Below are 25,007 nucleotides of genomic sequence, written 5' to 3' on the forward strand. Positions count from 1 at the left end.
TTCGCCGGGGTGGTGGTTACTTGGCGAGTGTAGCCTCGCCCGAGATGGGCTGGACCGATGCCGGCGCACTCGCACCCGAGGCGACCACGATCCGGCCGACCTTCGGCGCGACGGTCGAGCCGGGCATCGCCATCTGCGTACCCTGGATGATAATCCGGTCGTTCGGCCCGATCCCCGAGCGCACGATGCGCAGCCCATCGACCACCGGTCCTAGTTCGACCGGCTTCTGGCTCACGACGTTCTTCGCATCGATCGTCAGCAACACCTTGCGCGCCTGATCGGTCTGCACCGCATCGTCGGGCACCAGCAGCGCCTGCCGTGTTCCCGCACTCGCTAAGCGCATGTTGCCGAACATCCCCGGCGTCAGGAAATACCCCGGATTGGCGAGCACCGCCCGGCCACGGATCGTGCCCGAACGCTGGTCGAGCCCGTTGTCGGTGAAGTCGAGCTTGCCCTTCCAGCGATGCTCGGTCTCGTCCTGCAACTGGATCTCGACCGCCGCTGGCGTCGCGCCGGGCTGCCGTGCGCGCTGCGTCTTGAGGTACAGCGCCTCGGAGCCGTCGAACGTGAAGTAGATCGGGTCGAGTGCGTTGATCGTGGTCAGCACCGTGCCGCCGGTGCCTTCGCCGCCCGCGACCTGGTTGCCCGCATCGACGCGGCGGTCGGAGATACGACCGCCGATTGGCGCGCGAACCTGCGTGAAGCCTACGTCCAAAGCGCGGGCGCGCTCGCGGGCTTGGGCTGCGGCGAGCGCGGCCTGAGCTGCTTCCAGCTTGCCACGCAACGCGTCAACTTCGCCTGCCGAAACCGCTTCATCGGCGACCAATCGTTGGGCGCGGCCAAGGTCGGTGCGAGCCAGCGACAAGGCGCTCTTTGCGCTGGCGACATTGGCATGCGCCTCAGCCAGAGCCGCAGCAAACGGGCGGGAATCGATCGTGAAGAGCAATTGTCCCTTGCTGACGATTTCGCCGTCGCGGAAATGGATCCCGGTGACTTCGCCTGCCACGCGCGGACGGATCTCGACCGTACGGCTCGGTGCGAACCGGCCGACATAATCGTCCCACTCGCTGACCTGCCGCACCAGCGGCGACGCGACCGTGACGGAGGCGGGCGGGGGTGCCGCCATCGCCGCGTCGGGATGGTCGAACAGCTTCACGCCGACCGCACCGAGCAGCGCGATCGGCACGAGCACCATCGCGCCGCGCTGCCATGCGGGTCGTCGGTGACGGTCCGCGGGCGGCGACGCGACGACGTCGGCGTCGTTCGCGGCCGTGATCGTGGTAAGTTGGTTCACGCTGCGATGCTCCGCTTCTGCTGGATGCCGACGCGCATGCCGGTCACGCTCTCGACGAGCGTTTCGATCTGTGACTCGGCAAAGCCGGCGGCGAGGAAGCCCTGGATCTCGGCCATCGGCAGCGCGAAGCCGCGGCGCCAGGCGTACACCGCCATCCGCCGCAGCGCCTCGAGCCGGGGATCGGCGAGCCGCGACGCGGTGCTCAGGCCGAACAGGCTGCCCATTGCGCGCGACATGCGGCTAGGGCCCGACAGGCTGCGCAACGTGTCGCGCTTGGCGAGCGCGATGACGCTCCATTCCAGCGCGGAAAAGCCGGTCGGGGCAGGAGCCGTCACGGCCTGGGCGCGGCTGGTGACGGGCGAAGCGAACATGTTGTCGAGGTCGAGATAAGCCATGGGATTGTCCCCCTTTTGATCTTGGGCAAGCGCTGGCCTTCGTCGGTGGACGGTCCACCGACGTCAGCTGGTCGCGAGGCGTGCGCGGTCGTTGCCGGCACATCACCGTGCCGCGCTTGCCCGCTTGGAATTTTCGAAAGTTCGGCTGAAGCCTAGGTTTTAACCGTGGTCATGGGTTGGTGTCCCCGGCTGCCCCATCCGAAGTAGGAGAGAGCTTCGATACCAGTCGGTATATAAACCTGGCGTTCATCTAGTCAACAAGACTTTTGTACCGGCCGGTATTTTTTCCGCAGCGCGGTAGAAACCGTGTCTATTTGGTTGGCCACATGAGCATGCTGGTCTCGACGAGTTGCTGGAGCTCGGTGCAGCTAGCGCCTGAGCCGGCCTGAATCGACAGGCCCTGCATGATTGCAAAGAGGTAGCGCATCAGCGCGTGCGACTCGAGGCCTTCGGGGAACTCGCCCGCCGCCTTGGCTTCGTCGAACCGCTTCATCAGCGCGGCTTCAGACGACGCGCGACGCTTGGCGACCTCGGCCTTGATCGGCTCGGCTTCCGCGCTGCACGCGACGCTGCTGATGACGCTCAGGCAGCCTTTCGGGTCGCACGTGCTCATCTGCATCTGCAACGCACCGCGTAGCAGGTTTTCCGCTACGGCACGTGCAGTCGGCGCGTCGAGCGCTGACGTCATGTAGGCGAGCTTCTCGCGCTCGTAGAGGTCGAGCGCCTTGTGGAACAGCGCCTCCTTGTTGCCGAACGCGGCATAGAGGCTGGGCTTGGTGATCCCCATCTCGGCGGTCAGTTCCGCCATCGACGCGCCCTCATAGCCGTTGCGCCAGAATACGCGCAGCGCACCCGCCAACGCCTGGTCGAGATCGAACTCGCGGGGGCGGCCCTTGGGGGCGGTGAGCGTGCAAAGCCTATTCATACCGGTCGGTATATAGGGCCGACACGTCAAAAGGTCCAGTTACCGCAAGATCATACTGGCGATCGGTGTTTCCTTTGTGCAACCATTGCGGCACGTGCCGGTTGAAAGAGCCGTGACCGGTGGAATCGAAAGGAACGAGATCATGGCCGACGAAGTCAAAAGCGCGATCGATCAGGGTGCGGACTATGCCAAAGCGACCGCCGACCGGATTCGCGAAGGCGCCGACACCGCGCGGGCCAGCTTTTCCGAGAAGGTCGCCGAGCCCGCCAAGCGTGCCGGCGAGGCGATGAAGCAATCGGGCGAGAAGATCGCCGAGGGCGGCGCGACGATCGGCAAGACGATGATCGACCAGGCCGAGCAGAACGCGCGCGAAGCATTTACCGCGATGCGCGAGGCGGCGAGTGCCAAGGACCTTCAGCAGGTCATGAAGATCCAGGGGGACTATCTGCGCGAGCAAAGCCAGCGCAGCATGAGCCAGGCGCGCGAGATCGGCGAACTGATCATGCGCTTCGGCAAGGATGCGGTCGCGCCGCTGCGGAACGGCGACACGTAACGGTCGTCGTATGTCGGTCCGGGACGTCTTGTTGGGCAGGGTGTCCTGGTTCGGTCTTGAGCTGAATGGCTTCGGATCATCTCCCGCACTCCTGCAGACGTGAGCGATGCAACCTTCGACATTCCTTGGACGGGCGACGCGGACCAGCGTCATGTTGAGTGCGGATGTTTTTCAGGTCGGCCGAGCGGGCAGTACCGCTCACCGGGTGACCAACATCTCCGAGATGGGGATGTGCATCGTGCAACCCGTCAAAATGGCCGTGGGCGACGTCGTCGTGCTGGTGATCGGCAGGGTCGAGCATATGGTCGCCGATGTGATGTGGGTGAGGGCGGGCCTTGCCGGATTGCGGTTCCACGAGCCAATCGATCTCGCACTTGCCAGGGCGCGACGGGTGGCAGGGCACGTCGTTGCCCCACCCTCCGCCGGCTGGCTGGCGGCGTTGAACGACCCTTACGCCAAATGACTCGAGGGGAATAAGGCCTCTCCCCGCACATGCCGTATTGTCCGCGGCCGACGGCGATGCACGGGTGCGGGGATTCTAACGCCCCTGTAGTTTGGCCAGGATGCTCATCGACTGTTCCGACCCCGACTGGGGAACGATTTCCCCGGCACGGTCGATGATCGCGTCCCAATGCGCGGCGACCCCTTCGACCGACAGATCGTCGCCGGTCAGCAGTTTGCCTTGCGTCAGCGTAACATACGCCGCCTGGAACACCCCGGCGCCGGCGCCGACGATCATGTTGGTGGGTGCGTCCTCCGACACGAGGAACACCGCGGCGGGCGCGACCTTGTCGGGAGAGAAGGCCTTGAACGCTTCCTCGGGGAAAATGTCCTGCGTCATCCGCGTGCCCGCGGTCGGCGCGATCGTGTTGACCTTGATGTTGTTCTTCGCGCCTTCGATCGCGAGTGTCTTGGTCAGGCCAGCGAGGCCGAGCTTGGCGGCACCGTAGTTCGCCTGGCCGAAATTGCCGAAGAGACCGGTCGACGACGCGGTCATCAGGATGCGGCCGTAGTTCTGGCTGCGCATCGTGTCCCACACCGCCTTGGTGGCGTTGGCCGAGCCGTTCAGGTGGACGTCGACGACGAACTTGAAATCGGCCGGCTCCATCTTGGCGAAGCTCTTGTCGCGCAGCACGCCGGCGTTGTTGATGAGGATGTGGACGCCGCCCCATTTCTCGGAGGCGCGCGCGACCATCTCGACCATCTGATCGTAGTCGGTGACGCTGCCGCCGTTCGACATCGCCTCGCCGCCCGCGGCTTTGATCTCCTCGACGACTTGGAGCGCGGCGTCGGAATGGCCGGTCCCGTCGCGCGAGGCGCCGAGATCGTTTACGACGACCTTCGCACCACGACGGGCGAGTTCGAGCGCGTATTCGCGACCGAGACCGCCGCCTGCGCCGGTGACGATCGCGACCTGATTTTCGAAACTGATAGACATGGAAAAGGCGCCCCTCTCTTATAGTTGGAGCGCCTTTCCTAGAACGTAAAGCCAGCTAGGCAAGCGGCAGGATCATGCGCCGCTTGCCGCCGGACTTACTTGCCGCCGCGGTTGCGGCAGCCGTCCTTGACCGTCTTCGAGCAGACCGGATAGTCGGCCGGTGCGGGCGTCGGCGGCGTCACGGTCGGCTGACCGAAGACGATTTTGCCTGCACCTGCTGGCGGTGCGGGGGGCGCCATCGGTGCGGCCGGCGGTGCGGCGGCATCGGCGGGTGCTGCCGCTGCCGGATCGGCAGGTGCCGGCGCCGCCTGGTCGGCGGGTGCGGCCTGCGCGGCGGGATCGGCGGGTGCCGTCTGCGCTGCGGGATCGGCCGGAGCCGTCTGGGCGATCACGGGCGTCGCGAGAAGAGCGGCGGCGGCGAGAAGAATGGACTTCATACGAATCTCCTAAATGGGTGCACCATTTTGGTAGCGCGACGGTTGAACGCACTAAGTCGAGCTTGGGTCCTTCGTTTCGCAACCGATTCCATTCGGGTCGCCGCTAGACCCAGATCGGGACAGGGTTTCAGCCCCCCGTATCGAGCGAATATCCCGCCGAACGGACCGTACGGATGATATCCGGACGCTCGCCGACGTTGATGGCTTTGCGCAACCGCCGGATGTGCACGTCGACCGTGCGGCTCTCGATATCCGAGTCATGTCCCCACACCGCATCGAGCAGCCGTTCGCGCGAGAACACCCAGCCCGGATGCTCGAGGAAATGCTTTAGCAGCCGGAACTCGGTCGGTCCGAGCGACACGACTTCGCCCGAACGACGGACCTTGTGGCCGACCGTGTCCATCTCGATGTCGGCATAGCTAAGCGCTTCACCGGCGAGGGCAGGGCGGACGCGGCGCAACACCGCGCCGACGCGCGCGACGAGTTCGCGCGGCGAAAATGGCTTCGTCACGTAATCGTCGGCGCCGGTTTCGAGACCCCGCACGCGATCCTCTTCCTCACCACGCGCGGTGAGCATGATGATCGGCACGTTCTGCGTCTCGGGTGCGCGGCGCAGGCGACGGCACACCTCGATCCCCGACAACCCCTCGACCATCCAGTCGAGCAGGACGATGTCGGGCACTTTCTCCTTGGCGAGCAGCAACGCTTCCTCGCCGTCGGGGGTATGCGCGATCTCGAAATCCTCGCGCTTGAAATGCCAGACCAGCAATTCGGCGAGGGCGGCATCGTCCTCGACCAGCAGCATCTTTGCGCGTGCCATTATGCCTGCTCCTTCTTCATGCCGCGTTCGCGATCGACCATCTGCGTGCCGGTCGCGGCGAAATAGACCATCTCGGCGACGTTGGTGGCGTGGTCGCCGATCCGCTCGAGGTTCTTGGCGACGAACAGCAGATGCGCGACTTGGCCGATCGTCCTGGGGTTCTCGACCATGTAGGTCACGAGTGTGCGAAAAATGCTGTCGTAGAAATCGTCGAGCGCGTTGTCGCATTCGACGACGCGGACGGCTTCCTCGGGGTCGCGCGCGGCAAACGCGTCAAGCACGTCGTGGACCATCTCGCTCGCCATCCGGCCCATCGCGGGCAGGATCGAGATCGGCTCGATCCGGTGCTCGCTCTCGATCATCGGCACGCGCTTGGCGATGTTCTTGGCGTAATCGCCGATCCGCTCGACGACGCCCGCGATCTTCAGCGCGGCGACCACCTCGCGCAGGTCGACCGCCATCGGCGCGCGCAGGGCGATGATCCGCACCGCGAGCCGCTCGACCTCCGCCTCGATGACGTCGATCTGCTTGTCGGCGACGCGCACCTGCTCCGCGAGCGCGAGGTCGTTGCGTTGCAGCGCCTGCATCGCCTTGTCGATCGCGTCCTCGGCGAGCCCGCCCATCTGCGAGATCAACCCGCGGAGCTCGCCGATGTCGTTGTCGAAGGCCTTGACCGTATGCGTGTTCATGGTCGTTTCCCGACTCAGCCGTAACGGCCAGTGATGTAATCCTTGGTCCGCTCTTCGCGGGGATTGGTGAAGATGTCCGAGGTGTTGCCGTATTCGACCAGCGTGCCGAGGTGGAAGAACGCGGTCTTCTGGCTGACGCGAGCGGCCTGCTGCATGTTGTGCGTGACGATCACCATGGCGTAGCGGCCGCGCAGTTCGTGGATCAGTTCCTCGATCTTGGCGGTGGCGATAGGATCGAGCGCCGAACACGGCTCGTCCATCAGGATGACCTCGGGATCGACCGCGATCGCGCGCGCGATGCACAGGCGCTGCTGCTGGCCGCCCGACAAGGCGGTGCCGCTGTCGCTCAGCCGATCCTTGACCTCGTCCCACAGGCCCGCACGCCGCAGCGACTTCTCGACGATCCGGTCGAGATCCGCCTTTGCGCCGGCGAGGCCGTGGATGCGCGGGCCGTAGGCGACGTTCTCGTAGATCGATTTGGGGAACGGGTTGGGCTTCTGGAACACCATGCCGACGCGGGCACGCAGCTGCACCACGTCCATGTCGGGCGAATAGATGTCCTGGCCGTCGAGCTTGATCTCCCCGGTCACGCGCGCACTCGCGACGGTGTCGTTCATGCGGTTCAGCGTGCGCAGGAAGGTCGACTTGCCGCAGCCCGACGGGCCGATGAACGCAACGACTTCGTCTTGGTCGACGTCGATCGAGACATCGTTGATCGCGATCTTGCTGCCATAGGCGACAGACACGTTGCGCGCCGTCATCTTGAGGACGGGAGGCTTGAAAGGTTTTGGCATCACCAGCGGGTCTCGAATCGGTTGCGGAGGTAGATCGCGACGCCGTTCATCGCGAGCAGGAACACGAGCAGGACGATGATCGCGGCGGAGGTCTTCTCGACGAAGCCGCGGCTGACCTGATCGGACCAGAGGAAGATCTGGACGGGCAGCACGGTCGCGGGATCGCTCAGCCCGGACGGCGGGGCGGCGATGAAGGCGCGCATGCCGATCATCAGCAGCGGCGCCGTCTCGCCCAGCGCACGCGCCATGCCGATGATCGTGCCGGTGAGGATGCCGGGCAACGCGAGCGGCAGGACGTGGTGGAAGACGACCTGCACCGGCGACGCGCCGATACCGAGCGCGGCGTCGCGGATCGACGGCGGCACCGCCTTGATCGCGTTGCGCCCGGCGATCACGATCACGGGCATCGTCATCAGTGCGAGCGTGAGGCCGCCGACGATCGGCGCCGAACGCGGCATGCCGAACGTCCCGAGGAAAACGGCCAAGCCGAGCAAACCGAAGATGATTGAGGGCACTGCCGCGAGGTTGTTGATCGAGACCTCGATCAGGTCGGTCCAGCGGTTCTTCGGCGCATATTCCTCGAGGTACAGCGCGGACAGCACGCCGATCGGGAACGCCAGCAGCAACGTGACGATCATCGTCAACAACGACCCCTTGAACGCCCCCCAGATCCCGACGCGCGTGGCATCGGTCGAGTCCGCCGAGGTGAGGAACCCGGCGTTGAACCCACGGGTCAGCGCGCCGCTCGCCTTCAGCCGCGCGACGATCGCTTCGGCGTCGCGCGTGCCGTTGCCCTTGGCGGCGACGTCGATCGGGCTGGAAACGGGGACTTCCAACACGGTCCTGCGCTGGAGCAGCGACGGGTCGGCCTTGATCGCATCGCGCACCACCGCCCAGGCGCCGTCGGAAAGCAGGTCGGTGCCGTCCTTGCCGAACGCCTTGGTCGCGGCGAGGTCGACGGTGCCTTCGAGCCCTGCGCCGGCAAGCGCGAGATCGGCGCCGCGACCGACCAAGCGCGCGGGCTCGATCGGCAGCTTGGCGGCCGCGAGATCGACCGGCAGCGATACGCGCGTCTCGACGAAGCCGCTGGCGCCCTGCATTACCATCGTGATGAGCAAATAGGCGAGGAATGCGGCCGACAGCCACACCGCGGCGAGCCCGGCGAAGCGGAAGCGGCGTTCGGATGCGTAACGACGCTTGATCCGCGATTGCATCGCCTGCGTCGTCCAGTCGGTCGGCACGCGGCGCACCGGTTCCGCAGCACTCACGGGCAGTTGGGGCACGAGCGTGTCACTCATAGGCTTCGCGGTACCGTTTGACGACGCGCAGCGCGACGATGTTGAGAAGGAGCGTGACCACGAACAGCGTCAGGCCGAGCGCGAACGCGGCGAGCGTCTTGGGGCTGTCGAACTCGGCCTCGCCGGTCAGCAGGTCGACGATCTGCTTGGTGACCGTGGTGGTGCTCGCGAACGGGTTGAGCGTCAGCGTCGCGACACCGGAGGCGGCCATCACGACGATCATCGTCTCGCCGATCGCGCGCGACACGGCCAGCAGCACGCCGCCGACGACGCCGGGGAGGGCGGCGGGGAGCAGCACGCGGCGGATCGTCTCGGACGAGGTCGCGCCCATCGCGAGGCTGCCGTCGCGCATCGACGAGGGGACCGCGGCGATGGAGTCGTCGGCCATCGACGACACGAACGGGATAATCATGATGCCCATCACGAGTCCCGCGGCGAGCGCGCTTTCCGACGATGCCCAGCTGATCCCGACCGACACGGCGAGGTCACGCACCGCCGGCGCAACGGTCAGCGCGGCGAAATAGCCATAGACGACGGTCGGCACGCCCGCGAGCACCTCGAGGATCGGCTTCATCCATTTGCGCGTGTTCGGCGCGGCATATTGCGTGAGGTAGATCGCGCTCATCAGCCCGAACGGGATGGCGACGATCATCGCGATCACCGCGCCGATGAAGAACGTCCCCCAGAACAACGGCACCGCGCCGAGCGACGCGCCCGGATCGCGGCCATCGATGACTTGCGGGCTCCAGTGCGTCCCGAACAGGAAATCGGTGATCGGCACGACCGAGAAGAACCGCGCGGATTCGTACAGCAGCGAGGCGACGATGCCGACGGTGGTCAGGATCGCGATCAGCGACGCGCCGAGCAGCATCAGCATCACGACCCGCTCGACCTGCGTCCGCGCACCGAACCCGGGTTTGACGCGGGTGAAGGCGAACGCGCCACCGGCGAACGCGAGCAGCAGCGCGGCGGCGGTGGCGATCCAGTCGTAGCGCGATTGCGCCGCGGTGTAGGACGGGGCGAGCGTCCGCGCGAGCCCGTGGAACGCGCCGAAGCTGTGACCCTCCGCGAGAGTGCGCGCTTCGGACAGGATCGATGCGCGGTCGAAGCCTGGCGGGGGGAGCTGGATCGCGGCTGGCGTGGCGAGCACGGCGTCGGTGACCAGCGCGGGTGCGGTCATCGACCAGACGACGAGGAAGACGAGCGGCGGGATCGAGGTCCACAACGCGACGTACCAGCCGTGATGCGACGGCAGCGAGCTGAACCGCACGGTGCTGCCGGCGCGGAAGCGTGTGGCGCGGACGCGGGCGGTGAGCCAGCCGATCAGGCCCAGGCCAAGGACTAGGAAGAGGAGGGCGATGGGGGACATCAGGCGTGCCCGCCGAATGCTGCTATTTCGGCATGAATCCGATAGAGCACCGGGGGGGACTCCCCCCCGGCGAAGGCCGGGGTCCAATTGGAAAGGTCGGGGTAACGGGGCGCTGCACTCACCAATGCAACGGTGCCCAATTGGGCCCCGGCCTTCGCCGGGGTGGTTGCCCTGTTAAGTGGTGTTGTCGCCGCCAAATCTCCGTTCCCCCGCGGACGCGGGGGCCCAGCTAAGTTCCGGCGGCGCGCTTGGCTCCTGGGCCCCCGCGTTCGCGGGGGAACTGGGACGGGCGTATGATTGGACGAAACACGCATCACGACAACACCGCCGGATCCAGCACGGTCTCGTTCGCGATGATCGCCGCCGACCGCGCCTGAATCGCCGCCGGAGACGCAATCAACCCCCGCTTCACCAACGGCCCCGTCGCACCCCAGTTCGCCGCATACAGCTTCAACAAGTTCCGCAAGCCCGGAATGGCTGTCAGATGCGCCTTCTTCACATAGATATAGAGCGGCCGAGATCCCGGATATGCATTGTCCGCGATCGTCGCATAGGTCGGCGCCACGCCCGAGATCGATACCCCGTTCACGTCGTCCTTGTTCTCTTCGAGATAGCTGTATCCGAACACGCCGATCGCATTCGGGTTCGACTGCAATTTCTGGACGATCAGATTGTCGTTCTCGCCCGCATCGACATACACCCCGTCCTCGCGCACCCGCGTGCACAGCGCCTTGTGCGCCTCGGCATCCGACTTCGCGAGCGCCTTGGCCGAAGGATCGCTCGCCTCGCACCCCTTGGTCAGGATCAGCTCGGCCAGCGCATCGCGCGTGCCACTCGTAGCCGGCGGCCCGTAAACCTGGATCGGCACCGCGGGCAGCGCAGGATTGACGTCGCGCCAGACCCGCGCCGTGTTCACCTTGCCGCCCGGATTGGCGGCCAGCGCCTTGTAGAGGTCGGTCGGCGTCAGCTGCATCTTCGGGCCGTTCTTCGCCTCGGCAAAGGCGATGCCGTCGATCCCGACCTGGATCTCGATCACGTCGCGCACGCCGTTCTTCGCGCACGTCGCGTACTCGCTCGCCTTCATCCGCCGCGACGCGTCCTCGATATCGGGATGCGCCGCGCCGACGCCCGCACAGAACAGCTTCATGCCCGCGCCGGTCCCGGTCGATTCGATCACCGGCGCCTTGGCATCGGGATCGTTCGCGATCAGCTGCTCGGCGATCATCGTCGTGAACGGGTAGACCGTCGACGATCCGACCGCGGTGATCTGATCGCGCGAGCCAGCACCGCCGCCGTTCGCCTGATCGACGCACGCGGCCAGAGCACCCAACACCCCAAGTAGAACGAACCGCTGCACCAGAATTCCCGTCATGCACCGGCCTTAGCGGTACTTAAGACGATCCTGTGTGACAGTTGGGTTACCCTTTTATGACAGCGCCTTTGGCCGCGCCGCCGCTCGGGGGCAGGATGACCGAAACGACCGTCCCGACGCCGACCTGGCTGGCGATATCGAGCCGTCCGCGGTGGCGCTCGACGATGTGCTTGACGATCGCCAGACCTAGCCCCGTACCACCCAGCGACCGGCTGCGTCCCGCGTCCGCACGATAGAAGCGCTCGGTCAGCCGCGGGATATGGACGGCCGCGATCCCGTCGCCCTCGTCGCGGATCGACAGGCGGATCATGTTCAGATCGTCGCGCTTCAGATCGATCGACACCGGCGTTCCCGCGCGACCGTATTTCATCGCATTTCCGATCAGATTGTGGAGCATCTGCGACAGCTGGGCCTTGTCGCCGGATACCGGTGCGAGGCGGGGATCGATCGTCGCGACCAGATCGAGCCCGCGATCGCCCGCGGCATCGACCACCTCGGCGCAGACGTCGGTGACCAATTGCGCGAGGTTGACCGCCTGATCGGGCAGGCGGAACTTCTCCGCCTCGATCCGGCTCAGCGAGATCAAATCCTCGACCAGCCGCTGCATCCGCCGCGCCTCGTCGTCCATCACCTTCAGGAAGCGCGCGCGGACCTCGGCATCCTCGCCCGCCTCGTCGCGCAGCGTCTCGATGAAGCCGAGGATCGACGCGAGCGGCGTGCGGAGTTCATGGCTGGCATTGGCGACGAAATCGATCCGCATCCGCTCGGCGGCATAATTGCCGGTCTGGTCGACCAAGTGGACGATCCGCTGGCCATCGGACGCCTCGCCGAGCCGCATTTCCCAGCGCTGATCGCGCGTCCCGAGACCGACCAGCTCGATTGGCCGCTCGCCGTCGATCGGCCCAGGCGTGCCGAGTCGCTCGGCGGCGGCGGGGTGGCGGATCGCGACGCGTGCATCCTCGCCGAGAATGTGCGCGCCGAGCAACGTCCGCGCCGCGCTGTTGGCCAGCGTGACCCGCCCGTCCTGGACCAACATCACCGGCGCGACGATCGCGTCGAGCACTTCGTCCATCACCGAGGGCACGGCGGACAGGGTGTCGTCCGGGGCGGGCGCCTCGTCGCCGGTCCCGGCGGCCACCAGCGCGGCGGCGACGCCCCCGACCACCGCGACGATCGCGCCCTGGATGTCGCGTGTGATCACGAACACCGCGACCGAGGCGACGATGACGACGACGATCGCCCAGAAGGTACGCAGGCCAAATCCGGAAAGCATGGTGATCTCCAAGGCGCGCGGACGGGGCGCGCACCCGTCCTAGTTCGGTACGATCGGTGCGGCTATATTGTCAGCGCTTCAGGATTGTGAAAGGGCTTGGGAATAACAGGGGCATCATGAGCGACGATACGCGACCAGAGCAGGATCCGGCCATGATCCCGGAGCACCGCGAGGACGGCGTGCCGACGCGTCGTCGCGTCCTGGCGCTCGGTGCGGTGACGGCGGGTGCGGTCGTGTCGATCCGGCCCGCGCTCGCGCAAACCGCCGGTTCAGTGCTCAACTGCGAAATCCCGGTGCCCGATCCGGGCCGCGCCGGCAGCTATATCGATGCGAACGGCAGGGTCGTTCCGGCGCGCACCAAGGGCGCGTTCCCCTCGTCGTCGCGGCCGTTCAAGGGCGAAGAGGTCAAGCGATCGATGGCGACCGGCAGGAGCCTGCCCGGGACCGATTCCGAGCGTAGCCGTGCGTATGTGAATTATATCCGCCGGTTGCAGCGCGGCCAGGGCGGCTTCACCTGCTTTGCGTCGTTGCAGATGCCGCGCGCCTGAGACCGTGGACGACGCGGTCTATCGAGCGCCGCCGACCGACGGAGTGCTGATCGCGCCGCTCGACGAATTCACCGCTGTCTATCACCGCGCGTCGGGGATCACGCATCTGCTGACCGAACCTGCTCCCCAGATCATTGCGATACTGGGCGAGAGCGGACTGACCCTGGGCGCTTTGCTTGATAAGCTTGCGGAGGATTACGAGCTTTCCGACGGGACGCGCGAGGCGTTGGCGGCGCGGCTCGACGAACTGGTCGAAGCCGGACTGGTCGAGGCGGCGTGAGGCACGCGTTTGCCGTGCGCATCGGCCCCGTCGGGTTCCGCATCGGCTCCGACTGGCGGTCCCCGATCGCGCAGATGGAGACGCTGTACCGCGACTACCCCAAGCCGAACGACGGCGTACCGGACTTCACCGTGCGCCTTTTCGCGCGCCGGCCCTGGCGCCGGCTCATCCGCCCCTCGGTCGAGATCGGCGGCGACTACATGCTGCCCGAAGCGGCGCCGTTGCCGTTGCTGCAGGGTCTGCTCGCGGCCGAGATGGCGATGAACCTCCAGATGGCGCTCGGCGCGCGGCGGTATCTGCTGCTCCACGCATCGGCGGTTGAGCGCGACGGGCGCGCGCTGTTGATGACGGGGATTTCGGGGGCGGGGAAGTCGACGCTGGCGACGCTGCTCGCGGCGAAGGGTTGGCGGTTCATGGGCGACGAGTTCGCGCTGCTCGATCCGGCGACTGGACTGGTCCACGCGTTCCCGCGACTGATCAGCCTGAAGAACGAAGCGATCGCCGCCGCCGAAGCAGCATGGCCCGACGCGCGGATGGGGCCGCTGATGCCGGCAACGCCGAAGGGCGACATTCGCCACATGGTACCCGATGCAGGCGCGATCGCGGCGATGGATGTTCCAGCGCGCCCGGCGTTGCTGATATTCCCTCGCTACGGGTTCGAGGCGGAGACGCGACCGGTGCCGCCGGCCGAAGCGTTCGTGCGGATGACGCAGGCGTCGACCAATTACGTGGCGCTGGGCGAGGCCGGGTTCCGCGCGCTGACCGGTCTGATCGCGGGCGTCCCCTCGGTCGCGATCGACTATCCCGACGGCGCGCGCGCGATCGAGCAGGTCGAGGCGCTGTGGGCCGCACTGTGACCGATGCCCGCATGCTCGCGCGCGCGCTCGCCGATCCGGTCAGCGTCGTCGGACTCGATGCGGATGGCTGGACCGCATTGCTGGCGATGGCGCGCGCCGAGCAGTTGATCGGGACGCTCGCGATCCGCCTCGACGGGTTGCCGATGCCTGGCGCGGTGAAGACGATCCTGGCGGATGCGCGCGCTTCCGCCGAGCAGGGCCGCCGCGTCGCGCTCTGGGAAGCGGAGATGGCGCGGCGGGCGCTCGCCGCGGTCGGCTGCCCGGTCGTGCTGTTGAAGGGAACCGCGTTCGTCGCGGCGGGATTGTCGGCGGGGCAGGGGCGGTCGATCGGCGATCTCGACATCCTGGTGCCGCGCGCGTCGCTCGATACGGTCGAGGCGGCGTTGCTCGCGGCGGGCTGGGAATGGGTGAAGCCCGATCCGTATGACGACGTCTATTATCGGCGCTGGATGCACGAACTCCCGCCGCTGATCCACCGCGAGCGTGACCGGATGATCGACGTGCACCACACGATCCTGCCGCTCACCGCGCGGGTTACGCCCGATCCGGCGGCGTTGATCGCGGGTAGCGTGGCGCTGGAGAACGGGCTGCGCACGCTGTCGCCGAACGGGATGATCGTCCATGCTGCGGCGCATCTGTTCGCGGACGGCGATCTGGCGGGCGGCTTGCGCAACCTGTGGGACATCCGGTGCCTGCTCGACGAGTTCGGGACCGATGGACTCGACGCGGATGCGCGTCGGCACGGCCTGGAAGAACAGGTGGCGCGGTCGCTACGGCTGGTCGACGCGCTGTTCGGCGCCGGCAACGTGCGCGGTATCGATCGCCTCTGCGTCCGCCGGCTTACCGCACGCGATGGCTGGGGCAGACCGATCCGACCGGTCATGCGGCTCGCCTTCTACATCCGCTCGCACTGGCTGCGAATGCCGCCGGCACTGCTCGCGCGGCACCTCTGGACCAAGTTCCGCAAGGGTTAGGGCGCCGGACTTACGGTAACCGCGCGCCACGCTGGCGCCGCACCGACCAGACGATCAGCAACACGACCGTGATCGCCAGCGTATCCGCGATCCAGTCGTGGATGTCGCAATCGCGGTGCAGCGACGGGATCGACTGCAGCACCTCGATCAGCGCGCCGAGAAACGAGAATCGCTCGCCGATCCGCGACAGCTTGGCGGTCGGATACGCGAACGCCGCCAGCAGCGACATTGTCGCGAACGCGAGCATGTGCTCGAATTTGTCGCCGAACTGGTCGATCGGCATGTGCGGCGGCTTGGGCAGCAACGCCATCGTCACCGCGAATACGATCGCCAAGACCAGCGCGATGCGGAGAAACAGGGGGCGGTTCATGCGCCGAGCCTTTCGAGCGTCGGCAGCAATTCGGCATAGCCGTCGATCACCGCGTCGGCGCCGAGTTCCGCAACCGGCTGCATCAGGAAGCCGAAGCTGCACGCGATCGTCGGCAGCCCCGCCGCCTGTCCCGCCTGGATATCGAAGATCGAATCACCGACGAACGCCGCGCGTCCTCCGCCGCCCCCGCTTTCCCGACAAAGCCGGACCATTTCAAGGATGGGCATCGGCGACGGCTTCGATTCGGCCAGCGTATCGCCGCCGAGGATGCACGCGAACCGATCGGTCAGGCCGAGCTGGTCGAGGACGGTCCGCGCGAACCGTTCGATCTTGTTGGTGACGATCCCGAGCGTCACGCCGTTGGCCGCCAGCGCATCGAGCGCCTCGATGACACCGGGGTACGGCTTGGTCAGCACGCAGATGTTCGCCTCGTAATAGGCGAGCAGCTTGGCATGCAGCGTGTCGAGCATCGCCTCGTCATAGCCGCCGGTCGCGGTCAGGCCCTGCTTGAGCATATGCCGCGCTCCGCCACCGATCATCGGCTTGACCTGCTCGACGCTCAATTCCGGGCGACCGGCCGTAATCAGCGCGTGGTTGACCGCGGCGGCCAGGTCGCCGCTGGTATCGAGAAGCGTACCGTCGAGGTCGAACCCGACGATATCGAAAGAAAAATACGTCATTGCAGCCACGCCTGCCAGCGGCGCTATGGAATTGGCAAGGCTTTCGTGGCAGCGATCCTTCCATGATGACGCATTCCAACGACCAACCGTTTCCGGCGCCTTCCCCCGCACACCCGATTGCGGTCGTTATTCTTGCCGCCGGCAAGGGTACGCGGATGAAATCGGACCTGCACAAGGTCCTCCACCCGATCGCCGGACGGCCGATGCTGTTGCATCTGGTCGCAAGCGCAGCCGCGCTGCATCCGGCAAAGACCGTCGTGGTGACCGGCGCAGGGCGCGAGCAAGTCGAGGCGGCGGTCGCACCGCTCGGTATTTCCACCGCGCTTCAGGCGGAGCAGCTCGGCACCGGCCATGCGGTCGCGCAGGCTCGCGACGCGCTGGCGGGGTTCGATGGCGATGTCCTGATCCTCTACGGCGATGTGCCGCTCGTCACCGCAGCGACGATGCAGCGGATGATCGACCGGTTGCACGGTGACGACAGCCCCGCCGTCGTCGTGCTCGGCTTTCGCCCCGCGAACCCCGGCGCCTATGGTCGCGTCATCGCCGACGCTGCGGGCCGGATGGACCGGATCGTCGAGTATAAGGACGCGTCGGAGGCGGAACGCGCGGTGACGCTGTGCAACTCCGGGCTGATGGCGGTGCGCTCTACCGACCTGTTCGCGCTGCTCGACCGGCTTGGCAACGACAATGCGGCGGGCGAATATTACCTCACCGATATCGTCGAGCTTGCCGCCGCCGCTGGCCGCTCGTCCGCGGTGATCGAGACTGGCGCGGACGAAGTCGCCGGCGTTAACAGCCGCGGTGAACTCGCCGGTGTCGAAGCCTCATGGCAGGCCACGCGCCGCGCACAGGCGATGGTCGACGGCGCAACATTGATCGCCCCGGACACCGTCTGGTTCTCGCATGACACGCAACTCGGTCGCGACGTCGTGATCGAACCCAACGTCGTTTTCGGCCCCGGCGCGCGTATCGCGGACGGCGCGACGATCCATGCGTTCAGCCACGTTGAAGGCGCCACCGTCGGCAAGGGCGCCAACGTCGGCCCGTTCGCGCGCCTCCGCCCCGGCGCGGAACTCCACGCGGACGCGAAGGTCGGCAATTTCGTCGAGATCAAGAAGGCCATCATCGGCGAGGGCGCGAAGGTCAGCCACCTCACCTATATCGGCGACGCGGACATCGGCGCGGGCGCGAACATCGGCGCGGGCACGATCACCTGCAATTACGACGGCTATTTCAAATACCGGACTGTCGTCGGCGAGGGCGCGTTCATCGGCTCGAACTCCGCGCTTGTCGCGCCGGTCACGATCGGCGCAGGCGCGATCGTTGCAGCCGGGTCGGTGGTGACGCAGGACGTGGAGGCCGATGCGCTGGCGCTGGTCCGCCCGCCCCAGATTTCGAAGCAAGGCTGGGCAGCGCGCTTTCGCGAGAAGATGATCGCACGCAAGGCTGCTCGATGAAGTTCGCAAGCGAAACCCTGTTTCCCCGGAGTATGATCTGATGTGCGGCATCGTTGGAATTTTGAGCGGCGAAGACGTCGCGGGTCGGTTGCTCGACGGGTTGAAGCGGCTCGAATATCGCGGCTATGATTCGGCGGGTATCGCCACCGACAATGACGGCGCGATCGAGCGGCGTCGTGCTTCGGGCAAGCTCGTCAACCTCGCCAACGAACTCGCCGCGCATCCGCTGCCCGGCAAGACCGGCATCGCGCACACGCGCTGGGCGACGCATGGCGGTCCGACCACCAACAACGCGCACCCGCACGCGACCGGCGAAGTCGCGGTCGTCCACAACGGCATCATCGAGAACTTCAAGCCGCTGCGCGACGAACTGATCGCGCGAGGCCGGACGTTCACCAGCGAAACCGACACCGAAGTCGTCGCGCATCTCGTCAGTGAGAAGATCGAGGCGGGCATGGACCCGATCGCCGCCGTCCGCGACGTGCTGCCCCGCCTGCACGGTGCGTTCGCGCTCGCGATCCTGTTCCGCCAGCATCCCGACCTGCTGATCGGCGCGCGCCTCGGCTCGCCGCTCGTGGTCGGGCACGGCGAGGGCGAGATGTATCTCGGCTCCGACGCGCTGGCGCTCGCGCCGTTGACGCAGCGTATCGCGTATCTCGACGAGGGCGACTGGGTTGTGCTGACCCGCGACGGTGCGCAGGTCTACGACCGCGAGAACACTCCCGTCGAGCGCGCGATCACGCTCTCGGGGATCACCGGCGAGGTGATCTCGAAGGGCAACCACAAGCATTACATGCTCAAGGAGATCTACGAGCAGCCGATCGTCGTCGCGCAGACGCTCCGCTCGTACCTCAAGCGGATGGAAGGCGAGGTTTCGCTGCCGATCCCCGAGTTCGACCTGTCCACGATCAAGCGCGTGACGATCGTCGCGTGTGGGACGAGCTTCTACGCCGGCATGGTCGCCAAATACTGGTTCGAGCAATTCGCGCGCGTCCCCGTCGACCTCGATGTCGCCTCCGAGTTCCGCTACCGCGCGCCGGTGATGGAAGAAGGCGGCCTCGCGCTGTTCATCTCGCAGTCGGGCGAGACCGCCGACACGCTCGCTGCGCTGCGCCACGCTAAAGCCGAGGGGCAGAAGATCGCGGTCGTCGTCAACGTGCCGACCAGCTCGATGGCGCGCGAAGCGGACCTGCTACTGCCGACGCACGCGGGCCCCGAGATCGGCGTCGCCTCGACCAAGGCGTTCACCTGCCAGCTCGCCGTGCTCGCCGCACTCGCCGCGAATCTGGCGCGCGCGAAGGGGTTGCTGACGAGGGACCAGGAGCGCGAGATCGTCCGTCACCTCGCCGAGGCGCCCGCCGCGCTTAACGGCGCGCTGGCGTATGACGAAGCGATCGAGGCGATGGCGCACAACATCGCCGGCGCGCGCGACGTGCTGTATCTCGGCCGCGGGACGGATTATCCGCTGGCACTGGAAGGCGCGTTGAAGCTGAAGGAAATCAGCTACATCCACGCCGAGGGCTATGCCGCCGGCGAGATGAAGCACGGTCCGATCGCGCTGATCGACGAGCACGTTCCCGTCATCGTCATCGCGCCGTCGGGCCCGCTGTTCGACAAGACCGTCAGCAACATGCAGGAAGTCATGGCCCGCGGCGGCAAGGTCGTGCTGATCTCGGATTACGACGGCATCCAGGCCGCCGGCGAAGGCTGCATGGCGACGATCACCATGCCCAAGGTCCACCCGCTGATCGCGCCTTTGGTCTACGCGGTGCCGGTGCAGTTGCTCGCGTATCATGTGGCGGTGCTCAAGGGCACCGACGTCGATCAGCCGCGGAATCTGGCGAAGAGCGTGACGGTCGAATAATCCGTGGCATGGTTGGAGCCGCTGGTGCCCCAACCATAGACACCACCCCGGCGAAGGCCGGGGCCCAATTGAGGGGACAGAGGTAACTAAGGCGCGGTCCTCCGTTACATCGACCTTTCCAATTGGGCCCCGGCCTTCGCCGGGGTGGCGCTAATGGCGGGCTATCCGCCGATTTCTTGCCGCCGCGCCAAACCCTCGATTGACTAAGATTGTGCGCCGCGTCACAACTCGCGGCGTCGATGTCGGGCAACCGGCATGGCACCGCGCGGGAGAGCGTTTCCGGTCCTTTCAGGGCTGATGGAACCGCCGAAGGAGCAACCACCCCGGAATCTCTCAGGCACCAGAGACCGCGCGGGGCTGATCGACACTCTGGAAAGCGTCCTGACGTGAGTCGAGGGCCACCGAAGGGGTAAGCGCTGGACAAGTCCGGCGCGAAAGCTCTCAGGTCCCGTGACAGAGGGGGTTTGGATCGTTGCACCCATTGGTGCCGCGCGCCCCTTCGACGGAGACGACCATGAGCGATTACGCCAGCATCATCGATCAGGCCGACGATTACGTCGAGCCCGAGGTCCTGCCATTGCCGCTCGACGCGTGGCACCGCGCGAACGGCGCGCGGATGGTCGAGTTCGCCGGCTACGAGATGCCGATCCAGTATGAGGGCATCATGGCCGAGCACGCCTGGACGCGCGACTCGGCAGGCCTGTTCGACGTCAGCCACATGGGCCAGCTCGTCTTCTCGGGCGAAGGCGTCGCGCACGCGCTCGAAACCGTCCTGCCGGGCGACATCGCCGGGCTTGGCGAGGGCAAGATGCGCTATTCTCTGCTGCTCGCGCAGGACGGCGGCATCCTCGACGACCTGATGGCCACGCGCCTCCCCGACGACCAGCCGTCGCCGTTTTCCGCGCAGGACGTCGAGCCCGAAGCATACGACCCGCTCCACCCATCACCGACCGCAAGCGGCAGCTTCTACGTCGTCGTCAACGGCGCCACCAAGTATGACGACGTCAGCTACCTGATCGAGCATCTGCCCGACGACGTCACGATCAACATCCTCGAAGACCAGGCGCTGCTCGCGGTGCAGGGACCCAAGGCGGTCGAGGCAGTCGCGCGGATCGTCCCCGGCGTCGACGGCCTCGTGTTCATGACCGCCGGCGCGTTCCACTGGAACGACGTCCCGCTCTGGATCAGCCGCTCGGGCTATACCGGCGAGGACGGCGTCGAGATTTCGCTCCCCGCCGAACACGCCGTCGCGTTCGCCGACGCGCTGCTCGCGCTCCCCGAGATCAAGCCGATCGGCCTCGGTGCGCGCGACTCGTTGCGCCTCGAAGCCGGCCTGCCGCTCTACGGCCATGATCTCGATCCCGAGATCACGCCGGTCATGGCCGACCTCGGTTTCGCGCTGTCGAAGCGCCGCCGCGAAGCCGCCGACTTCCCCGGTGCCGAGCGCATTCTCACCCAGCGCGAGCAGGGCCCCGCCACCAAGCGCGTCGGCCTGATCGTCGAGGGCCGCCAGCCCGCGCGCGAAGGCGCCGAGGTGATCGACGACACCGGCGCGACGATCGGTCGCCTCACCAGCGGCGGCTTCGCACCCACCCTCGGGAAGCCGATCGCGATGGCCTATGTGCCGCTCGCGCTCGCCGCCCCCGGCACTCGCATCGAGATCGCGCAACGCGGCAAGGTCCACACCGCCACCGTCACCGCGATGCCCTTCATTCCCCACCGCTACGTCCGCGCAGGAGCCAAGTGATATGAGCCGTTACTTCACGCAGGATCATGAATGGGTCGACGTCGATGGTGACATCGGCACGGTCGGCATCTCGGAATACGCGCAGAGCCAGCTCGGCGACGTCGTGTTCGTCGACGTCCCGGAAGCCGGCAAGACGCTGAGCAAGGGTGACGAAGCGGCGGTCGTCGAGTCGGTCAAGGCCGCCTCCGACGTATACTCCCCGGTCTCGGGCACCGTCACCGAAGGCAACGCGGCGTTGACCGACGACTCCAGCCTGGTGAATTCGGACGCCGAAGCGGCCGGCTGGTTCTTCAAGCTGACGCTCAGCGACCCGAGCGAACTCGACAGCCTGATGGACGAAGCCGCCTACGCAGCCTTCGTCGAAGGGCTGTAATTCTAGAACCCCCTCCCGCTAGCGGGAGGGGGCAGGGGGTGGGCACGCGCTCTCCTCCAGCGTTCCGCCCGTTTGATGCCGGGCGCCCACCCCCGACCCCTCCCGCATGCGGGAGGGGGGAGTCGATGCCGATGCGCTACCTTCCCCTGACCCAGCCCGACCGTGCGGAAATGCTCGCCGTCATCGGCGCCTCGACCATCGACGATCTCTTCGTCGACGTCCCCGAAGCCGCGCGCCTAGACGGCCCGGTCCGCGACCTGCCGATGCACGCCTCCGAAATGGCGGTCGAACGCCACATGTCGGCGCTCGCCAAGAAGAACCTCACGGCGGGCGAAGCGCCGTTCTTCCTCGGCTGCGGCGCCTACAAGCATCACGTTCCGGCCTCGGTCGACCACCTGATCCAGCGCGGCGAGTTCCTCACCGCCTACACGCCGTACCAGCCCGAGATCGCGCAGGGCACGTTGCAGATGCTGTTCGAGTTCCAGACGCAGGTCGCGCGTCTGCTCGGCACCGACGTCGCCAACGCCTCGATGTACGACGGCTCGACGGCGTGCTGGGAGGCGATCGTGATGGCGCGTCGCATCACCAAGCGGGGCAGGGCGATCCTGTCGTCGGGGCTTCACCCGCATTACGTCTCGGTCGCGAACACGATGGCTAAGTTCACCGGCGACGTACTCGACACGACCGCGCCCGAACTGGTCGCCGACATGGACCTCGACCAGCTGATCGCGAAGATCGACGACGATACGTCGTGCGTCGTCGTCCAGTACCCCGACATCCTCGGCCGCATCGCCGACCTGCGCCCGCTCGCGGATGCGTGCCACGCGAAGAAGGCTCTGCTGATCGCGGTCGTCACCGAGCCGGTCGCGTTGGGCGCGATCACCTCGCCCGGCGAGATGGACGCGGACATCGTCGTCGGCGAAGGCCAGTCGCTCGGCGTCGGCCTCCAGTTCGGCGGGCCTTACGTAGGCCTGTTCGGGTGCAAGGACAAATACGTTCGCCAGATGCCCGGTCGTCTTTGCGGCGAGACCGTCGACGCGGACGGCCGCCGCGGTTTCGTCCTCACGTTGTCGACCCGCGAGCAGCACATCCGCCGCGAGAAGGCGACGTCGAACATCTGCACCAACTCCGGGCTCTGCGCGCTGGCCTTCTCGATCCACATGACGCTGCTCGGCGAAGCCGGCCTGCGTCGCCTGGCAGGGCTGAACCACGCGGGTGCGGTTCATGCCGCACGTCGACTGGCGAAGGTGCCCGGCGTCGAATTGCTCAACACGCTGTTCTTCAACGAATTCACGCTGAAGCTCCCCGTCGAAGCCCGCCCGGTCGTCCGTACGCTGGCCGACCGCGGCATCCTAGCGGGCGTCTCGCTGGGCCGGTTGTATCCCGGCAATGACGACCTCGCTAACGGACTGGTCGTTGCGGTGACCGAGACGACCACGGCGGAGGACGTCGAAACGCTTGCGTCCGCACTCGAGGAGATACTGGCATGAGCATCAACCAGAGCGGCTGGCGCCCGACCTCCCCCGAGGCGAACACGGTCAACGTCCCAGCGTCGGTAACCGGCAACAAGGCGCTGATGCTGGAAGAAGCGCTGATCTTCGAGATCGGCGACGCGAAGACGACGGGCGTCGACTTCGGCGAAGGCGACGTCGCGCACGACATGCTCGGCGATCTGACGCGCACCGCACCGATCGGCCTCCCCGGTCTTTCCGAGCCGGAAACCGTCCGCCACTACACCCGCCTCTCACGCCAGAACTACGGCATCGACCTCGGCTTCTTCCCGCTCGGCTCGTGCACCATGAAGCACAACCCGCGCCTCAACGAGAAGATGGCGCGGCTCCCTGGTTTCTCCGACGTCCACCCGCTCCAGCCGGTCGACACCGTGCAGGGCGCATTGGAAGTCATCCACCAGCTCGCGCACTGGCTCGTCACGCTCACCGGCATGACCTCGGTCGCGATGAGCCCGAAGGCGGGCGCACACGGCGAACTCTGCGGCATCCTGGCGATCCGCGCCGCACTGGAAGCCAAGGGCGAAGGCGCGCGGAAGATCATCCTCGTCCCCGAGAGCGCGCACGGCACCAACCCCGCCACCGCAGCCTTCGCCGGCTATAGCGTCGAGGATATCCCCGCCACCGCCGAAGGCCGCGTCGACACCGCCGCGCTGAAGGCCCGGCTCGGCCCCGACGTCGCCGGCGTGATGATCACCAACCCCAACACGTGTGGACTGTTCGAGCGCGACATGCGCGAAATCTCCGATGCGGTGCACGCGGCGGGCGGCTACGTCTATTGCGACGGCGCGAACTTCAACGCGATCGTCGGCCGCGTCCGCCCCGGCGATCTCGGCATCGACGCGATGCACATTAACCTCCACAAGACCTTCTCGACCCCGCACGGCGGCGGCGGCCCGGGCTCGGGTCCGGTGGTGTTCTCGGAGGCTTTGACTCCCTACGCACCGCTCCCGTTCGTCGAGAACCAGGACGGCCAGTTCGTCCTGGTCGAGGAGGAAACCGCAGGCGAACACCATGCCGGCAGCTTCGGCCGGATGGTCGCGTTCCACGGCCAGATGGGCATGTTCACGCGCGCACTCACCTACATCCTCAGCCATGGCGCCGACGGACTGCGCCAGGTGTCGGAGGACGCGGTGCTCAACGCGAACTACATCCTGCGCAGCCTCGACGACACGCTCGACGCGCCGTTCGGCCCCTCGGGTCCTTGCATGCACGAGGCGTTGTTCTCGGACTCCGGCCTCGCCGCTGGCTTCTCGACGATCGACATCGCGAAGGGCCTGATCGATGAGGGCTTCCACCCGATGACGATGTATTTCCCGCTCGTCGTCCACGGCGCGATGCTGGTCGAGCCGACCGAGACCGAATCGAAGGCGGCACTCGACCAGTTCATCGCCGCGCTCCGCTCGGTCGCCGAACGCGCCAAAGCTGGCGACCCGAGCCTCAAGACCGCGCCCCATTTCGCCCCCCGCGCGCGCCTCGACGAGACGCTCGCGGCACGGAAACCGGTCCTGGTCTGGAAGGACCCCGCTCCGCTAGCGCAGGCGGCGGAGTAAACCTCGCAGTTCTCCTGCGAACGCAGGAGCCCAGGGTCACGAACGCAACAGCCCGTAACCCTGGATTCCTGCATACGCAGGAAAACGGATTGCCCAGAACACCGCAACCGATCTAGCCTCCGCCCCAACCGGGGTGGGG

26 protein-coding genes and 2 riboswitches are annotated in these 25,007 nt (G+C 66.7%); of the genes, 12 read left to right on the forward strand and 14 right to left on the reverse strand.

The genetic code is table 11. The features are described from left to right. Positions 1-16: 16 nt before the first annotated feature. The 3 genes from ASF09_RS13175 to ASF09_RS13185 form a co-directional block, all read right to left on the reverse strand. Positions 17-1,294 (reverse strand): efflux RND transporter periplasmic adaptor subunit, encoded by a 1,278-nt coding sequence (locus ASF09_RS13175; protein ID WP_060526623.1) that lies wholly within the window; start codon positions 1,292-1,294, stop codon positions 17-19. Beyond that, the gene (locus tag ASF09_RS13180; RefSeq protein ID WP_060526624.1) at positions 1,291-1,689 is read right to left on the reverse strand and encodes a hypothetical protein; all 399 of its coding nucleotides are present in this window, start codon (positions 1,687-1,689) and stop codon (positions 1,291-1,293) included. The genes ASF09_RS13175 and ASF09_RS13180 overlap by 4 nt, the downstream gene beginning before the upstream one ends. A 310-nt stretch (positions 1,690-1,999) precedes the next feature. Beyond that, a complete protein-coding gene (locus ASF09_RS13185; RefSeq protein WP_060526625.1) occupies positions 2,000-2,614 on the reverse strand; it encodes a TetR/AcrR family transcriptional regulator in 615 nt (204 codons plus the stop codon). 142 nt (positions 2,615-2,756) lie between these two features. Between ASF09_RS13185 and ASF09_RS13190 the strand changes: the two genes are divergently transcribed. Together ASF09_RS13190 and ASF09_RS13195 are read left to right on the forward strand one after the other, a co-directional pair. Continuing rightward, complete coding sequence (locus ASF09_RS13190) at positions 2,757-3,167, forward strand: phasin family protein (RefSeq protein WP_056051472.1); 411 nt, start codon at positions 2,757-2,759, stop codon at positions 3,165-3,167. A gap of 151 nt (positions 3,168-3,318) precedes the next feature. Continuing rightward, positions 3,319-3,630 (forward strand): PilZ domain-containing protein, encoded by a 312-nt coding sequence (locus tag ASF09_RS13195; RefSeq protein ID WP_060526626.1) that lies wholly within the window; start codon positions 3,319-3,321, stop codon positions 3,628-3,630. A gap of 75 nt (positions 3,631-3,705) precedes the next feature. Here the strand turns inward: ASF09_RS13195 and ASF09_RS13200 are convergent, their stop codons facing one another. From ASF09_RS13200 to ASF09_RS13240, 9 genes are all read right to left on the reverse strand, one after another. Next, positions 3,706-4,605, reverse strand: coding sequence for an SDR family NAD(P)-dependent oxidoreductase (locus ASF09_RS13200; protein ID WP_060526627.1), 900 nt, complete (start codon positions 4,603-4,605; stop codon positions 3,706-3,708). A 95-nt stretch (positions 4,606-4,700) separates the two neighbouring features. Next, positions 4,701-5,042 carry a hypothetical protein gene (locus tag ASF09_RS13205; protein ID WP_056051466.1) on the reverse strand — a complete coding sequence of 114 codons (342 nt, stop codon included), beginning with the start codon at positions 5,040-5,042 and terminating at the stop codon, positions 4,701-4,703. Positions 5,043-5,169: 127 nt separating this feature from the next. Beyond that, a complete protein-coding gene (gene phoB, locus ASF09_RS13210) occupies positions 5,170-5,862 on the reverse strand; it encodes a phosphate regulon transcriptional regulator PhoB (RefSeq protein ID WP_055873047.1) in 693 nt (230 codons plus the stop codon). Continuing rightward, a complete protein-coding gene (gene phoU / locus ASF09_RS13215) occupies positions 5,862-6,551 on the reverse strand; it encodes a phosphate signaling complex protein PhoU (protein WP_060526628.1) in 690 nt (229 codons plus the stop codon). The genes phoB and phoU overlap by 1 nt, the downstream gene beginning before the upstream one ends. Positions 6,552-6,565: 14 nt before the next feature. Then, complete coding sequence (pstB, locus tag ASF09_RS13220; RefSeq protein ID WP_056051462.1) at positions 6,566-7,345, reverse strand: phosphate ABC transporter ATP-binding protein PstB; 780 nt, start codon at positions 7,343-7,345, stop codon at positions 6,566-6,568. Further along, the gene (pstA, locus tag ASF09_RS13225; RefSeq protein ID WP_060526629.1) at positions 7,345-8,643 is read right to left on the reverse strand and encodes a phosphate ABC transporter permease PstA; all 1,299 of its coding nucleotides are present in this window, start codon (positions 8,641-8,643) and stop codon (positions 7,345-7,347) included. The genes pstB and pstA overlap by 1 nt, the downstream gene beginning before the upstream one ends. After that, positions 8,636-10,012 (reverse strand): phosphate ABC transporter permease subunit PstC, encoded by a 1,377-nt coding sequence (pstC, locus tag ASF09_RS13230; protein ID WP_060526630.1) that lies wholly within the window; start codon positions 10,010-10,012, stop codon positions 8,636-8,638. Before pstC ends, pstA begins: the two co-directional genes overlap by 8 nt. A gap of 313 nt (positions 10,013-10,325) precedes the next feature. Next, complete coding sequence (locus ASF09_RS13235; protein WP_060526631.1) at positions 10,326-11,384, reverse strand: substrate-binding domain-containing protein; 1,059 nt, start codon at positions 11,382-11,384, stop codon at positions 10,326-10,328. 46 nt (positions 11,385-11,430) lie between these two features. Beyond that, positions 11,431-12,657, reverse strand: coding sequence for an ATP-binding protein (locus ASF09_RS13240; protein WP_060526632.1), 1,227 nt, complete (start codon positions 12,655-12,657; stop codon positions 11,431-11,433). A 152-nt stretch (positions 12,658-12,809) separates the two neighbouring features. Between ASF09_RS13240 and ASF09_RS13245 the strand changes: the two genes are divergently transcribed. The 4 genes from ASF09_RS13245 to ASF09_RS13260 are packed head-to-tail and all read left to right on the forward strand — an operon-like array spanning position 12,810 to position 15,316. Next, a complete protein-coding gene (locus tag ASF09_RS13245; RefSeq protein WP_183129021.1) occupies positions 12,810-13,205 on the forward strand; it encodes a hypothetical protein in 396 nt (131 codons plus the stop codon). A 4-nt stretch (positions 13,206-13,209) separates the two neighbouring features. After that, on the forward strand, positions 13,210-13,485 hold the full coding sequence (locus ASF09_RS13250) for an HPr-rel-A system PqqD family peptide chaperone (RefSeq protein ID WP_060526633.1): 276 nt from the start codon (positions 13,210-13,212) through the stop codon (positions 13,483-13,485). Then, a complete protein-coding gene (locus tag ASF09_RS13255; RefSeq protein WP_060526634.1) occupies positions 13,482-14,342 on the forward strand; it encodes an HprK-related kinase A in 861 nt (286 codons plus the stop codon). The genes ASF09_RS13250 and ASF09_RS13255 overlap by 4 nt, the downstream gene beginning before the upstream one ends. Before the next feature lie 11 nt (positions 14,343-14,353). After that, entirely contained in the window at positions 14,354-15,316 is a 963-nt protein-coding gene (locus ASF09_RS13260) for a nucleotidyltransferase domain-containing protein (protein WP_060526797.1), read from the forward strand. Positions 15,317-15,326: 10 nt separating this feature from the next. Here the strand turns inward: ASF09_RS13260 and ASF09_RS13265 are convergent, their stop codons facing one another. Together ASF09_RS13265 and ASF09_RS13270 are read right to left on the reverse strand one after the other, a co-directional pair. Further along, positions 15,327-15,686 carry a hypothetical protein gene (locus ASF09_RS13265; RefSeq protein WP_056051447.1) on the reverse strand — a complete coding sequence of 120 codons (360 nt, stop codon included), beginning with the start codon at positions 15,684-15,686 and terminating at the stop codon, positions 15,327-15,329. Further along, positions 15,683-16,366: an HAD family hydrolase gene (locus ASF09_RS13270; protein WP_060526635.1), complete on the reverse strand. Its 684-nt coding sequence runs from the start codon at positions 16,364-16,366 to the stop codon at positions 15,683-15,685. Before ASF09_RS13270 ends, ASF09_RS13265 begins: the two co-directional genes overlap by 4 nt. Positions 16,367-16,428: 62 nt before the next feature. On the opposite strand from ASF09_RS13270, the gene glmU reads away from it, so the two are divergent. The 6 genes from glmU (at position 16,429) to gcvPB (ending at position 24,868) form a co-directional block, all read left to right on the forward strand. Beyond that, complete coding sequence (glmU, locus tag ASF09_RS13275) at positions 16,429-17,823, forward strand: bifunctional UDP-N-acetylglucosamine diphosphorylase/glucosamine-1-phosphate N-acetyltransferase GlmU (RefSeq protein WP_235529823.1); 1,395 nt, start codon at positions 16,429-16,431, stop codon at positions 17,821-17,823. Positions 17,824-17,863: 40 nt separating this feature from the next. Next, on the forward strand, positions 17,864-19,687 hold the full coding sequence (gene glmS / locus ASF09_RS13280) for a glutamine--fructose-6-phosphate transaminase (isomerizing) (protein WP_060526636.1): 1,824 nt from the start codon (positions 17,864-17,866) through the stop codon (positions 19,685-19,687). 256 nt (positions 19,688-19,943) lie between these two features. Further along, positions 19,944-20,047: riboswitch (glycine riboswitch) on the forward strand. A 1-nt stretch (position 20,048) separates the two neighbouring features. Then, a riboswitch (glycine riboswitch) is annotated at positions 20,049-20,154 on the forward strand. 47 nt (positions 20,155-20,201) lie between these two features. Next, the gene (gene gcvT / locus ASF09_RS13285; protein ID WP_060526637.1) at positions 20,202-21,434 is read left to right on the forward strand and encodes a glycine cleavage system aminomethyltransferase GcvT; all 1,233 of its coding nucleotides are present in this window, start codon (positions 20,202-20,204) and stop codon (positions 21,432-21,434) included. A gap of 1 nt (position 21,435) precedes the next feature. Further along, complete coding sequence (gcvH, locus tag ASF09_RS13290; protein ID WP_060526638.1) at positions 21,436-21,807, forward strand: glycine cleavage system protein GcvH; 372 nt, start codon at positions 21,436-21,438, stop codon at positions 21,805-21,807. 131 nt (positions 21,808-21,938) lie between these two features. Further along, positions 21,939-23,297: an aminomethyl-transferring glycine dehydrogenase subunit GcvPA gene (gene gcvPA, locus ASF09_RS13295; protein ID WP_060526639.1), complete on the forward strand. Its 1,359-nt coding sequence runs from the start codon at positions 21,939-21,941 to the stop codon at positions 23,295-23,297. Further along, positions 23,294-24,868 carry an aminomethyl-transferring glycine dehydrogenase subunit GcvPB gene (gene gcvPB / locus ASF09_RS13300; protein WP_060526640.1) on the forward strand — a complete coding sequence of 525 codons (1,575 nt, stop codon included), beginning with the start codon at positions 23,294-23,296 and terminating at the stop codon, positions 24,866-24,868. Before gcvPA ends, gcvPB begins: the two co-directional genes overlap by 4 nt. Positions 24,869-25,007: the final 139 nt, after the last annotated feature.

It is taken from the genome of Sphingomonas sp. Leaf242 (assembly GCF_001422045.1).
Taxonomy (GTDB): domain Bacteria; phylum Pseudomonadota; class Alphaproteobacteria; order Sphingomonadales; family Sphingomonadaceae; genus Sphingomonas.

Coding starts and splice junctions, on each gene's coding strand:
- pstA (WP_060526629.1), bottom strand. CDS start 8,643: ATGAGTGACACGCTCGTGCCCCAACTGCCCGTGAGTGCTGCGGAACCG.
- ASF09_RS13270 (WP_060526635.1), bottom strand. CDS start 16,366: ATGACGTATTTTTCTTTCGATATCGTCGGGTTCGACCTCGACGGTACG.
- glmU (WP_235529823.1), top strand. CDS start 16,429: ATGATGACGCATTCCAACGACCAACCGTTTCCGGCGCCTTCCCCCGCA.
- ASF09_RS13200 (WP_060526627.1), bottom strand. CDS start 4,605: ATGTCTATCAGTTTCGAAAATCAGGTCGCGATCGTCACCGGCGCAGGC.
- ASF09_RS13205 (WP_056051466.1), bottom strand. CDS start 5,042: ATGAAGTCCATTCTTCTCGCCGCCGCCGCTCTTCTCGCGACGCCCGTG.
- ASF09_RS13260 (WP_060526797.1), top strand. CDS start 14,354: ATGCTCGCGCGCGCGCTCGCCGATCCGGTCAGCGTCGTCGGACTCGAT.
- phoU (WP_060526628.1), bottom strand. CDS start 6,551: ATGAACACGCATACGGTCAAGGCCTTCGACAACGACATCGGCGAGCTC.
- ASF09_RS13245 (WP_183129021.1), top strand. CDS start 12,810: ATGATCCCGGAGCACCGCGAGGACGGCGTGCCGACGCGTCGTCGCGTC.
- ASF09_RS13235 (WP_060526631.1), bottom strand. CDS start 11,384: ATGACGGGAATTCTGGTGCAGCGGTTCGTTCTACTTGGGGTGTTGGGT.
- glmS (WP_060526636.1), top strand. CDS start 17,864: ATGTGCGGCATCGTTGGAATTTTGAGCGGCGAAGACGTCGCGGGTCGG.
- phoB (WP_055873047.1), bottom strand. CDS start 5,862: ATGGCACGCGCAAAGATGCTGCTGGTCGAGGACGATGCCGCCCTCGCC.
- ASF09_RS13190 (WP_056051472.1), top strand. CDS start 2,757: ATGGCCGACGAAGTCAAAAGCGCGATCGATCAGGGTGCGGACTATGCC.
- pstB (WP_056051462.1), bottom strand. CDS start 7,345: ATGCCAAAACCTTTCAAGCCTCCCGTCCTCAAGATGACGGCGCGCAAC.
- ASF09_RS13265 (WP_056051447.1), bottom strand. CDS start 15,686: ATGAACCGCCCCCTGTTTCTCCGCATCGCGCTGGTCTTGGCGATCGTA.
- ASF09_RS13185 (WP_060526625.1), bottom strand. CDS start 2,614: ATGAATAGGCTTTGCACGCTCACCGCCCCCAAGGGCCGCCCCCGCGAG.
- ASF09_RS13240 (WP_060526632.1), bottom strand. CDS start 12,657: ATGCTTTCCGGATTTGGCCTGCGTACCTTCTGGGCGATCGTCGTCGTC.
- ASF09_RS13180 (WP_060526624.1), bottom strand. CDS start 1,689: ATGGCTTATCTCGACCTCGACAACATGTTCGCTTCGCCCGTCACCAGC.
- gcvH (WP_060526638.1), top strand. CDS start 21,436: ATGAGCCGTTACTTCACGCAGGATCATGAATGGGTCGACGTCGATGGT.
- pstC (WP_060526630.1), bottom strand. CDS start 10,012: ATGTCCCCCATCGCCCTCCTCTTCCTAGTCCTTGGCCTGGGCCTGATC.
- gcvPA (WP_060526639.1), top strand. CDS start 21,939: ATGCGCTACCTTCCCCTGACCCAGCCCGACCGTGCGGAAATGCTCGCC.
- gcvT (WP_060526637.1), top strand. CDS start 20,202: ATGAGCGATTACGCCAGCATCATCGATCAGGCCGACGATTACGTCGAG.
- ASF09_RS13195 (WP_060526626.1), top strand. CDS start 3,319: ATGTTGAGTGCGGATGTTTTTCAGGTCGGCCGAGCGGGCAGTACCGCT.
- gcvPB (WP_060526640.1), top strand. CDS start 23,294: ATGAGCATCAACCAGAGCGGCTGGCGCCCGACCTCCCCCGAGGCGAAC.